The organism is Paenibacillus cisolokensis, from assembly GCF_018403665.1.
GTDB lineage: Bacteria > Bacillota > Bacilli > Paenibacillales > Paenibacillaceae > Paenibacillus_AH > Paenibacillus_AH cisolokensis.
The window spans coordinates 1-12,215 of record NZ_BOVJ01000236.1 but is presented as its reverse complement, the minus strand read 5'-3'; the positions used below and the strand labels follow the sequence as shown (position 1 = coordinate 12,215).

4 protein-coding genes and 6 pseudogenes are annotated in these 12,215 nt (G+C 53.1%); 2 read left to right on the top strand and 8 right to left on the bottom strand.

Translation table 11 applies throughout. From position 1 onward, the window contains the following. Positions 1-194: 194 nt before the first annotated feature. The gene (locus PACILC2_RS25025) at positions 195-1,271 is read right to left on the bottom strand and encodes an HD-GYP domain-containing protein (protein ID WP_307860715.1); all 1,077 of its coding nucleotides are present in this window, start codon (positions 1,269-1,271) and stop codon (positions 195-197) included. Positions 1,272-1,285: 14 nt separating this feature from the next. Beyond that, positions 1,286-3,805: pseudogene (gene gyrA, locus PACILC2_RS25020) on the bottom strand (DNA gyrase subunit A). A 327-nt stretch (positions 3,806-4,132) separates the two neighbouring features. Between gyrA and PACILC2_RS29670 the strand changes: the two are divergent. Next, positions 4,133-4,884 (top strand): annotated as a pseudogene (locus PACILC2_RS29670) (YheC/YheD family protein). 54 nt (positions 4,885-4,938) lie between these two features. Here the strand turns inward: PACILC2_RS29670 and gyrB are convergent. The 6 genes and pseudogenes from gyrB to dnaA form a co-directional block, all read right to left on the bottom strand. Then, the gene (gene gyrB / locus PACILC2_RS25010) at positions 4,939-6,849 is read right to left on the bottom strand and encodes a DNA topoisomerase (ATP-hydrolyzing) subunit B (protein ID WP_213531638.1); all 1,911 of its coding nucleotides are present in this window, start codon (positions 6,847-6,849) and stop codon (positions 4,939-4,941) included. Between the two features lie 57 nt (positions 6,850-6,906). Continuing rightward, positions 6,907-7,154 (bottom strand): annotated as a pseudogene (remB, locus tag PACILC2_RS25005) (extracellular matrix regulator RemB). 49 nt (positions 7,155-7,203) lie between these two features. Continuing rightward, positions 7,204-8,314 (bottom strand): annotated as a pseudogene (gene recF / locus PACILC2_RS25000) (DNA replication/repair protein RecF). 56 nt (positions 8,315-8,370) lie between these two features. Beyond that, positions 8,371-8,586: a S4 domain-containing protein YaaA gene (gene yaaA, locus PACILC2_RS24995; RefSeq protein ID WP_213531636.1), complete on the bottom strand. Its 216-nt coding sequence runs from the start codon at positions 8,584-8,586 to the stop codon at positions 8,371-8,373. 38 nt (positions 8,587-8,624) lie between these two features. Further along, positions 8,625-9,766, bottom strand: a pseudogene (gene dnaN, locus PACILC2_RS24990) (DNA polymerase III subunit beta). A 205-nt stretch (positions 9,767-9,971) separates the two neighbouring features. After that, positions 9,972-11,323, bottom strand: a pseudogene (gene dnaA / locus PACILC2_RS24985) (chromosomal replication initiator protein DnaA). Positions 11,324-11,979: 656 nt separating this feature from the next. On the opposite strand from dnaA, the gene rpmH reads away from it, so the two are divergent. Beyond that, on the top strand, positions 11,980-12,114 hold the full coding sequence (gene rpmH, locus PACILC2_RS24980; protein WP_062489725.1) for a 50S ribosomal protein L34: 135 nt from the start codon (positions 11,980-11,982) through the stop codon (positions 12,112-12,114). The last annotated feature ends 101 nt before the right edge of the window (positions 12,115-12,215 follow it).

Here is a 12,215-nt window from a genome sequence, read left to right as displayed (position 1 = left end):
GCTCGTTGTTCAGTTTTCAAAGAACAAATGCTGCTTTCGTTTCACCGCCGTTTCAGCGGCGACTTTTATAATATATCACGCCCCCCTGCTAGATTGCAAGTGTTTTTTATAAAAAAAATAACTGTAAAATAATCCCTTCTAGTTAAGGGGTAAGAAGAGAAAAGCCGCCGGCCCGAACCGGCGGTTTCTTGATCTTAGGATGAGGAAATGACCTCTTGAATATGCAAATGCCGTTCCGTCGGCAACCGGATAATCGTACCGGCGACGGACACCCACGGCCTTGTCGGCTGTTGGGAATCGGAAAATACGATTTCGCCGATCCGGTTGTCGCTAAGACGGACGACGGTTCCAACATGAAAACTCGTCACCTTGTCGATGAATGTCCGTACATACGACGCATCAAGCTTGCCGAAAGCATCTTGCTGGATTTGCTCCAAAACGAGATAAGGCGACAGGGCATCCCGATACGTCTTGCGAAGCGTCATCGCATGGAATACGTCCGCTATCGCGACCAGGCGCGCATAAGGATGGATTTTGGAGCCATTGACGCCAAGAGGATAGCCGCTGCCGTCCATTCGTTCGTGATGCTGCAGCACGGCCAGCTTGACCCCTTCATTCAAAGACGCGATGTTTTTGACCAGCTGATACCCGAGCACCGGATGCTGTCTGATTTCTTCCCGCTCGGCTTCGGTCAGCGAAGACGACTTTTGCAGAAGCGATCGGTCGATCTTCGCATTCCCGATATCGTGCAGCAAACCGGCAAGCGCAATTTGCATCCAGTCCTTGCGGGAAAAACCGTTCCATTGCGCCAGCAGATAAGCCGTCATGGCGGTCATGACACTGCTGTGGAATAAACTGTCCTCGTCCGTCTTCCGTTTCGGCATAAAGGTCAGGATGTTGTATTCGCTGCTATAACTGAGCAATTGTTCTAGCGAACTGCGAATGTCGAAAACCGGCAGCGCTCTGCCGCCGGCCGCGTCGGCGAAAGCTTTCTTCAGCACCGCTATCGATTCGGAATAAGCCCGCAGCAAGCCCGATTTCGGTTCTTCTGCTCCGTGAGACCGGTTAGCGGATGCTTCGTCCCCTTTCGGTTCTCCGCTTTTGCTTTCCTCTTTTTCAAGCTCGATGTGCTTAATCAGAAAAGCTTGCAAAATTTCGAGTTCGCGAGCAGTGATGACTTTGCCTTTCCGGAGAAGCGTACCGCCCTGTGCAGTTACAACGTCCTTCGCCAGGATATCGCCAACCTGTACGTGCGCCAACGGTACCATCATCACTGTCGATCCCCCTATGCTTCGCCGTCATCCGAACGATCGTTTTCATCGTGATCGGAGTCCGAATCGGAACTTTCATTCCGATCTTCGGCGCCTCCCTGCTGAGCGTCCTCTTCGTTGCGAGCCACCCGCGTCACGCTGGCGACCGCATCCTCATCGCGAATATGGATCAGCTTGACCCCTTGCGTATTTCTCCCCATCGTGGAGATCCCCGCCATGCTTGTCCGAATCAGCGTGCCGGAGGTTGTCATAATCATCAGGTCCTCATCGTTATTCACTACTTTCAGGCTGACGATCTGACCGTTCTTTTCCGTCACATTCAACGTCTTGATCCCTTTGCCGCCCCGGCTCTGTATCCGGTATTCGCTCATCGGCGTCCGCTTGCCGTAACCTTTGGCCGTCACGATCAATACGTCCTGATCCGGCACGACGACATCCATGTCGATGACCGTATCGTTCTCTTCCAGTTGAATGCCTTTAACGCCTGTCGCCGAACGCCCCATCGAACGAACGTCGCTTTCCGGGAAACGGATCGACATTCCTTGACTGGTGCCCATAATGATCTCCCGGTTGCCGTCTGTCAGCTTGACGCCGATAAGCGCGTCGTCTTCCCGCAAATTGATAGCGATCAATCCGATTTTGCGGATGTTCGCGTAATCGTCGAGCGGCGTTTTCTTCACAATCCCTTGCCGGGTCGCGAAGAACAAATATTGGTCGCTATTGAACGATTCGACCGGGATTACCGCATTTATCGTCTCGCCCTGTTCGATCTGAATCAAATTAATGATCGGCGTTCCCCGGGCGGTGCGGCTCAAATCCGGAATTTCGTAGGCTTTAAGCCGGTACACTTTGCCCTTGTCCGTAAAGAACAGCAAGTATTGATGCGTATTGGAGACGAACAAATGCTCGACAAAATCGTCGCTCTTCGTCTCCATGCCGATAACGCCCCGTCCGCCGCGCTTCTGGCTGCGGTATGTGGTGACCGGCAAGCGCTTGATATAGCCGGTATGCGTAATCGTAATGATGACATCCTCTTGCGGGATCAGATCTTCGTCGAGAATTTCGGTGTCGCTCGCCGTAATTTCGGTGCGGCGCTCGTCTCCGAACTTCCGCTTGATCTCCTCGAGCTCGTCGCTAATAATTTGCAGCACAAGCTGTTCGTCCGCCAGGATGGCCTTATATTCCGCGATTTTAACGAGAAGCTCGGCATATTCCGCTTCGATGTTTTCGCGTTCCAGGCCCGTCAGCCGCTGCAGCCGCATCTCCAGAATGGCTTGCGCCTGCTCGTAGCTGAGCGAGAACCGGGTTATCAATCCTTCACGGGCGATGTCCGTCGTCCGGGAGCCGCGAATCAGCGCGATCACTTCATCCAGATTGTCCAGCGCAATGCGCAAACCTTCCAGAATATGGGCGCGCGCTCGGCCTTTTCAGGTCGTATTCCGTTCGCCTGCGTATAACTTCGATCTGATGCTGCAAATAATAGTACAGCATATCGCGCAGATTTAGCACTTTGGGCTCGCGGTTGACCAGGGCCAGCATATTGATCCCGAAAGTGGATTGCATCTGCGTATGCTTGTACAAATTGTTCAGGATGACGTTCGGATTGACGTCCCGTCTAAGCTCGATCACAATCCGCATGCCGTTGCGATCGGATTCGTCCCGCAAATCGGTAATGCCGTCGATTTTCTTCTCCCTGACGAGCTCGGCGATTTTTCGACGAGCCGCGCTTTAATGACCTGATACGGCAGCTCGTGCACGATAATGCGCGCCTTGCCGCCGCTTTCCTCGATCGTGGCGCGCGCACGCATCGTGATCGATCCCCGTCCGGTCTGGTAAGCCTGCCTGATGCCGGCACGGCCGAGAATGAAACCCGCGGTCGGGAAATCCGGCCCTTTGATATATTCCATCAAATCGAGCGAAGTCAGATCCGGATCGCGAATAAGAGCCTGCACGCCGTCAATAACCTCGACCAGATTATGCGGCGGAATGTTAGTCGCCATCCCTACCGCAATGCCGCCGACGCCGTTGACGAGCAGATTCGGATACCGCGCGGGCAGCACGGCCGGTTCCTGCTCTTCGCCGTCGTAGTTCGGCACGAAGTCGATCGTGTCCTTATTGATGTCGCGCAGCATTTCCATGGCGATTTTGGACAACCGGGCTTCGGTATACCGCATCGCCGCCGCCATATCGCCGTCAATCGAACCGAAGTTGCCGTGTCCGTCGACAAGCATATAGCGCATGGAGAAGTCTTGCGCCATGCGAACCATCGTATCGTAAACCGCAGAATCCCCGTGCGGATGGTATTTGCCGATAACTTCGCCTACGATTCTGGCGGATTTTTTGTGCGGCTTGTCCGGAGACATGCCAAGTTCCGACATCGCATACAAAATACGACGGTGAACCGGCTTCAGTCCATCTCGTACATCCGGGAGCGCGCGGCTGACGATAATGCTCATCGCATAATCCATGAAAGAATCCCGCATCTCCGTTCCGATATCGCGTTCCCGCACCTTCGAACGTTGTTCTTCCGCCATTGTCTACCTCCTGATTTCTATCAGTCCGGACATTACCGGCAATCGATTCGTCGTTACAGTTATCTGAAAATAAAAACGGTTATATTTCAGTCTCTCACATCTTGGCCGCGAATAAACGTCGCCGCCTTTTGACGCCGTCGTTAAAAATATACGGAATCTGCGGCAAAATGGGTGACGGCCCCCCGCACTTTACCCATCCGTCGTCATAATATAGCAATAAATATTATTATAGCATTGAAACGAATCCCTGTCTCTTATTAGGAGGACGCAGTTCATCAGAAAAAAGGCGGGTGACCTTTATTTGCGCATACAACGCGTTCGCAGCAAATGGAAAAAACCGGCGCGCTGCTGCAGTCCGCAGAATTGAAAAAGCATGTCCCCGATACCCGGTGGTTCGGACGCAAATCGCTCCAGGACATGCTGGATCAATATGGCATGGTGTATGTGAAACCGGATAACGGCTCGTTCGGCAAAGGCGTATTCCGCGTCGAGCGTCTCCATCCGCCGCAGGTCGGCTACCAGTTTCGAATCGGCACTTCGACGCACCATGCGGCAACGTTCGATAAACTGTATGAACAGCTTCAGCAGCGAACGGGAAAGCGGCCATACCTGGTTCAGCGCGGCATTCATTTGCTTACCCACCGCAAGCGAAGATTCGACGTACGGGTTATGGTGCAAAAAATCCGCATGGAGTATGGGAAACGACAGGCATGATCGGCAGGCTGGGCGACCCCCGCAAAATCGTTACAAACTATCACAACGGGGCCACGCCGATGTCGCTTTCCAGACTGATGACGCAGCATCTGCCTTCCGCCAAGCAGCAGTCGTTCACGGCACGCTTGGCGTCGCTCGGAGCCTTGGCCGCCCGCCAGCTCGAAACCCGCTATCCGCGGCTTAAGGAAATCGGCGTCGATGTGGCGGTCGACAAAGATTTGTTCCCCTGGATATTGGAGATCAACACCTTGCCGGACCCGTTTCTGTTTCGCAAACTGAACGACAAACGCGTATTCCGGAAAATTTACCGGTATGCTGTTTCCTACGGCCGATTCAAACGAAACGGCCGGGCGGCAAGCCGATGATTCCGAAAAGCCGTCCGATGGAACCGGACGGCTTTTGGCGTTTGATAGTCGATGTCAAATATCGAGATTTTTAACGAATTTCGCATACTGCTGAATGAAATCGCGGCGAGGCTCGACGTTGTCGCCCATCAGCGTATCGAATATGGCATCCGCTTCCATGGCGTCGTCAATCGTCACCTGCAGCATCGTCCGGCTCTCGGGGTCCATCGTCGTCTCCCACAGCTGGCTCGCGTTCATCTCCCCGAGACCTTTATAACGCTGCACGTTCACTTTGGCGCCTTCGCCGAATTCTTTGATAATCTGATCCCGCTCCTGCTCGGTCTGGGCGTAACGCACCGTCTTGTTCCGCTCGATCTTGAAGAGCGGCGGCTGCGCAATATAGATATAGCCGGCCTCGATAATTTTGCGCATGTACCGGTAGAAAAACGTAAGCAGCAGCGTCCGGATATGGGCGCCGTCGACGTCCGCGTCCGTCATAATAATGACTTTATGGTAACGCGCCTTCGAAAGATCAAAGTCGTCGCCGATGCCGGTGCCGAGCGCTGTAATAATAGCCCGTATTTCGGCGTTGCTGAGTATCCGGTCAAGGCGGGCTTTCTCGACGTTCAAAATTTTGCCCCTGAGCGGCAAGATGGCCTGGAAGTGGCGGTCCCGCCCCTGCTTGGCCGATCCTCCCGCGGAATCGCCTTCGACGATGTACAGCTCGCTGATGGACGCATCCTTGGACGAGCAGTCGGCCAGCTTGCCCGGAAGCGAACTGACTTCGAGCGCGCTCTTGCGCCGCGTCAGCTCACGCGCCTTCCGCGCCGCTTCGCGCGCCCGCGCCGCCTGCAGCCCCTTCTCCACAATTTTTCGCGAAACGGAGGGGTTCTCATCCAGAAATTCCTGGAATTTCTCGGCGAATAGCGACTCCACGATGCCCCGCACTTCGCTGTTGCCAAGCTTCGTTTTCGTCTGTCCTTCAAACTGCGGCTCGGGAATTTTAACGGAGATGATCGCCGTCAGTCCTTCGCGCACGTCGTCGCCGGACAGATTCGTGCCGCCGTCCTTGATCGTGTTCGTTTTGCGGGCGTAGTCGTTAATAATCCGGGTCAACGCGCTCTTGAATCCGGATTCGTGCGTACCGCCCTCATGCGTATTGATGTTGTTCGCGAACGAATAAATATTTTCGCTGTAGCTGTCGTTGTATTGAAGGGCGACCTCGACCTGAATATGGTCTTTCATCCCTTCGACATAAATCGGTTTTTCATGCAGCGGCTCTTTGTTGCGGTTCAAATATTCGACAAACTCGATAATCCCGCCTTCATAATGGTACGTGTTGGAGGCGCCGGTCCGCTCGTCCAGCAGCGAGATCGTAATGCCCTTGTTGAGGAACGCAAGCTCCCGGATCCGGGACTGCAGCACCTCGTATTCGAATACGGTCGTTTCCGTAAAAATTTCGGGATCGGGTTTGAAGCGCGTCTGGGTTCCCGTCTCGTCGGTCTCTCCGACCACTTTCAAATCGTATTGCGGGACGCCGCGACGGTATTCCTGCTGATAAATTTTGCCGTCGCGCTTGACTTGTACGATAACCTGCTCGGAGAGCGCGTTCACGACGGATACGCCGACGCCGTGAAGGCCGCCCGACACTTTGTACCCGTCTCCGCCGAACTTTCCTCCGGCATGGAGAACGGTCATCACCACTTCGAGCGTCGACTTTTTCAGTTTCGGATGTTCGCCGACCGGAATCCCGCGGCCATTGTCGATGACGGTGACGCTGTTATCTTCGTGAATGATGACTTCGATTTTCGTGCAATAGCCGGCCAGCGCCTCGTCAATACTGTTGTCGACGACTTCCCATACGAGATGATGAAGTCCTTTGCCGCTCGTCGATCCGATGTACATGCCCGGGCGCTTGCGAACCGCTTCCAGCCCTTCGAGCACCTGTATCTGACTTTCGTCATACGTATTTTGATTCAATGTCATTGCCCGTTCACTGCTCCTCTCGACTGCTCATCCTGATTGCTGAGGCGACGGAAATCATCAAAATGCCGCAAAATGATGTGCGCGCTTCTTCAGCGTGGAGGACGAAATCGGCGAATAGTAAATTTTCTGTTTGGTCACCACGATAGATTTCGGTTCCTCTTCTCCGATCGTTTCAACGTCCTTGCGCTTGCGGGCTCCCGCCACGAATTGCTTGGAAAGCTTGGAGGATTGCTCAATCGAGATATCGAAAATAGCTACAAGCTCCGCAGCACGAATGATTTTTCGCCGCCCAGATGGATATACACAGCCTCATCCTCCTTACTTGCTCCGTATGCCCCCGGTATATTTATCGCTTTAATGCGTCACTTTGCCATTCTGCACCTGATAGATGCCGGCATCCTGAAGTTTGCCGACATCGACGCTTTCGAGTCCGGTCGTTGTAATGAACGTCTGCACTTTGCTTTGAAATGTTTCGATTAGTTGCGTCTGCCGGTTGCGGTCAAGCTCCGAAAGAACATCGTCCAACAGCAGCAGCGGATATTCCCCGATTTCCTCGCGAATCAGCTCGATCTCCGCCAGCTTTAGCGAAAGCGCGGTCGTACGCTGCTGGCCCTGCGAGCCGTAGACTTGCGCTTCCTTCCCGTTGATCGAGAAGGACATGTCGTCGCGGTGGGGGCCGATCAGCGTCATGCCCCGGCGGATTTCCTGATCCTTTACCTGTGATAACTTTATCATAAATTGATCGAATAAAACAGCTTCATCTTGTTCGAGATCGATCTCGAAGGACGGGCGGTATTGCACATCAAGCTTTTCGCCGCCGGCGGTAATCCCCGCATGGATCTGCTCCGCCCATATTTGCAGTTTATGAATAAAGTGTTTCCTTTTTTCATAATTTTAACACCGTATTCAGCCAACTGCGCGTTCCATACGTCGAGCAGCGCCTCCTGCAGATTCGCCCCCCGCCGGCCGTCTTCAGGTAATTGTTGCGCTGGACGAGCGCCTTGCCATATTGCTGCAGTGTATGCAAATAACCGGGCTGCACCTGGCCGATTTCCATATCGAGAAAACGCCGGCGCACGCCCGGTGTACCTTTCACTATTTCCAAATCTTCCGGAGCGAACATGACGACGTTGAGCGTTCCGACGAAGTCGCTCAATTTGCGCTGTTCCAGTCCGTTGATTTTCGCTTTCTTGCCTTGCGGGGAAAAGGTAAGATCAAGTGTTACCGAGCCATACCGTTTTTCGACCGTTCCCGATATCCGGGCGCTCTCTGCCTGCCAGCCGATCAGCTCGCGGTCCTTGGACGTGCGATGGGATTTGGTGAGCGCCAGCGCGAAGATCGCTTCCAGCAGATTGGTCTTGCCCTGGGCGTTCGGACCGACGAATAAATTGACTTTGCGGTCGGTATCCAGCTCCAGCGAATCGTAGTTGCGGTAATGCTGCAACGTGATCTGTTTCAAAAACACGCGTTATAGCCTCCCGGTCGTTAATCGTTTCGCGAAACGCCGTTTCGGACCGGCGATCAGCGCCGTATAATCTCAAATGCGCCGAATCCTTCGACGTCCACTCGATCTCCGGGGTACAGCTTGCGCCCCCTTCGGTTGTCGGGCTCTCCGTTGATGGCAACGCTGCGCTCCTGCAGGAAAGGCTTGGCCTGGCCTCCCGTATCGATGCACTCGGACAGTTTCAGAAACTGTCCGAGCGTAATGTATTCCGTATGAATGTAAACAGCTTTCATCCGTTGACAAGCTCCTTTCGCCGCGAATCTCTCATCCGTCAACCTGTCGTGCGGTACGGCAGTATTAGGTGCAGGCTGTAGGGAGCGTCGGTCGGTCGAATGATGATCGGGCTCATCGGTCCCGTAAAGCCGATAAACAGCCGCTCGCTGTCGATAACTTTGAGCGCATCGAGCATATATTTGGAGTTGAACGCGATGCGGAGAGGCTCTCCGTTCAGACTGGCGACGTCGATCTGTTCCGTCACTTTGCCAAGATCCGAAGAACTGGAAGAAATTTCGATCATGCCGTTGTCGAGCGTAACGAGCCGGACGATATTCGTCTTCTCCTCCCTCGACATCAGATAAGCCCGGTCGATCGCGTCGGTCAGCGATTTTGTGTTTAAAACGAGTTCTGTTTTGTACACTTGCGGAATAATCTTGGAAGTGTCGGGATATGTCCCGTCCAGAACGCGGGAATAAAACAGCAGGTTGCCGGTTTTGAACAGCACCTGATTGTCCGCAACGACGATTTCCACCGGTTCGTCCGAGTCGGGGACAAGACGCGACAGCTCGGCCATCGTTCGCGCAGAAATGACAACATTCGAGAAGCGGTAATCGGGATTCGCTTCGACAGTCGCCGTACGCGTGGACAGACGGTGGCGGTCTGTCGCGACGAACTTCAGTTCGCTTCCCTGCAAATTCCAGAGAATACCGGTCAAAATCGGCGTCTGTTCGCTTGTCGAAGCGGAAAAAATCGTTTCGCGCACCATCGTTTTCAGCAGGTCGCCCGGAATCCGGATAATCTCGTTCTCGTTAAGCACAGGCAGCACGGGGAACTCTTCCGGATCGAGCCCGACCATCTGAATGTCGGTCGAACCGGAGCGGATCGAGGTTTGATACCGTTCGCCCACCTCGATTTCGACATCATCGGCCGGAAGTTTCTTGACGATTTCGGCAAAAATTTGGCGGCGAGCACGACGCTGCCGGGCCTGTCTACGCTGGCGACGATACGGTCGCCTTGTTCCGACGGAATGTAGCTTTGAATCGAAATATCGGTGTCGCTTGCCGTCAGCGTAACGCCATGATGCGCTACGTCGAATTTTATGCCGCCGAGTATCGGAATTGCGGGACGCGAGGAAGCGGCTTTCGCCACTTGCTGGATCGCTTCGTTCAATTCGTTCTTTGCAATAGTCAGCTTCAATGAATTCACTCCTAAACGATTACGGGACTTATAGGTTCGCCGCGCCGTGACGGCAGTTGTGCCGATAATATGGGATGATGTATATTATAACATTTTTTCGTAGTAGACGTAGTAGAGCCGCTGAATATGTGGATATGTGTAGAAAATGGCGACGAAACAAGCCTATCCACATGTGCATAGCGTGTGCATAGGCTTGTCCGGTTGTTCACGTATGTTGTTTGACCTTTTCGATCAGATTTTGCACGATTTTGAATAATTCCTGGTCCTGCTTGATCAGCTGGGATATTTTTCATGAGCGTGAATGACGGTCGTATGATCGCGTCCGCCGAACGCTTCGCCAATTTTCGGCAGCGAGAAGTCGGTCAGCTCCCGCGACAGATACATGGCGACCTGACGGGGAAAAGCGACGGCTTTCGTCCGTTTTCTCGCTTTGAAATCTTCGAGCCGCAAACCGTAAAATTCGCCGACTTTCTGCTGAATATCCTGAATCGTAATCATTTTCGGCCGGCCTGACGGGATAATATCTTTGAGCGCTTCCGCCGCCAGATGCGCCGTAATGTCTTCATTAATGAGGGACGAGTAGGCGACGACGCGGATCAGCGCGCCTTCCAGCTCGCGAATGTTCGTGTCGATCTGACTGGCGATATAAGCCATCGCCTCATTCGGGATATCGAGATTTTCCGCTTTGGCCTTCTTGCGCAAAATGGCGATCCGCGTCTCCAAATCCGGAGGCTGGATATCCGTCATCAAGCCCCACTCGAACCGGGATCTCAGCCGCTCTTCCAGCGTCGGAATTTCCTTCGGCGGCCGGTCGCTGGAGATGACGATCTGCTTGCGCTCCTCGTGCAGCGCGTTGAACGTATGGAAAAACTCCTCCTGCGTCGATTCTTTGCCGGCGAGAAACTGGATATCGTCAATAAGCAGCACGTCGATGTTGCGGTATTTCGTCCGGAAACTTTCGCCGCGGTTGTCGCGAATCGCGTTAATGAATTCGTTGGTAAATTTCTCCGACGAGATGTACAGCACTTTGGTGCTCGGATTATGATCCAAAATATAATGGCCGATCGCATGCATCAGGTGCGTCTTGCCCAGTCCGACGCCGCCGTACAAAAACAGCGGATTGTACGATTTGGCCGGCGCTTCCGCTACGGCGAGCGCGGCAGCGTGGGCGAAACGGTTGTTCACGCCGATGACAAAAGTGTCGAATGTATATTTTGGATTCAGCGCATGCGTAAAAGTCTCTTCCTGGACGGCGGGAGCCGGCGCGGATGGTTGGGACGGTGCGGCAGGCTCGGGATATTTGGCCTCCTCTTCGATCTCGAACTTGACGTCGATCTGTCGGTTCAAGCATTCGTAGAGCGTGTTGCGCACCAGCTTCGTGTAGCGACCTTCGAGCCATTCTACGGCAAATGCGGTGGGCGCCGTAACGACAATTTTGGAGTCGTCGACAAAATAAGCTTTCGTCGCCTTGAACCACGTATCGAAGCTCGGCTTGCTCAGTTTCGTCTGAATCATTGACAATACTTGGTGCCATATTTCGTTGGCATGACTGTCCACAGACTGTCACTCCTTATTTATTCTGCCGAAATTCGGCGGGAAATGCGAAAAAACTGTCGAATGGACGGACTGTTTCAGGATATCATCCACAATATGAAGTAACGATTGATCGCAATCGGTCAAGAAGGGGATAAATTGTTCACAATGTTATCCACAGACTGTTGATAATGCGGAGTTCATTCGGGAGTCATCCACAACTAAAACAAATTCATCATAGCAAAATCAGCCCTTTATTTCAACGAAGAAGCGGATTTTATCCACAATTTCAATAGGTTGTGTATAACAGTTATAGACAACCACTAGATATTGTTTACAGCCTGTTAAAAATTCGACAAAAACCGCCGCTTGCGTGAAAATGTTATTCACATGTTGCTAATTCGACGGCGTCTGACGGCCGTCGCGAATGTTATCCACAATCGCCGGTTCGATCCGTCTGCCCGTTCGGCCGGCGCATTGACATTTGAGGCCGGACGTGGTTAAATGGTAAAAGACTTTTTATGAGAAATATAAGGGAAGTATACGATTCGGGTTATGCTTGGCTTATATTTCGAACGCGAAAACGATGCTTATCCGCCTGAGACGAAGACGGCGAAGCCGTTTGCGCCAGGGTCAGGTTAAGCAGGACTGGATCTGCCGAGTGGAGGTGCTAACAAAATATGAAACCGACGTTCAAACCGAACGTAAGCAAACGCAAGAAGGTGCACGGCTTCCGCAAGCGGATGAGCACGAAGAACGGCCGTAAAGTGCTGGCTGCTCGCCGCAAGAAGGGAAGAAAAGTGATCAGCGCCTAAAGGGAAGACCACGTCCGGTGGTCTTTTTTTTTCGGTTTTACGCGAATTCGCGAATGATGGCCGGTAAAATACCGGAAACGGAGTCTAATTTTGCTTACCGG

What these genes read in the sequence shown, in the direction of transcription:
- PACILC2_RS25025 (WP_307860715.1), bottom strand. Translation starts at nt 1,271, where the DNA reads ATGATGGTACCGTTGGCGCACGTACAGGTTGGCGATATCCTGGCGAAG.
- rpmH (WP_062489725.1), top strand. Translation starts at nt 11,980, where the DNA reads ATGAAACCGACGTTCAAACCGAACGTAAGCAAACGCAAGAAGGTGCAC.
- gyrB (WP_213531638.1), bottom strand. Translation starts at nt 6,849, where the DNA reads ATGACATTGAATCAAAATACGTATGACGAAAGTCAGATACAGGTGCTC.
- yaaA (WP_213531636.1), bottom strand. Translation starts at nt 8,586, where the DNA reads ATGAAAGCTGTTTACATTCATACGGAATACATTACGCTCGGACAGTTT.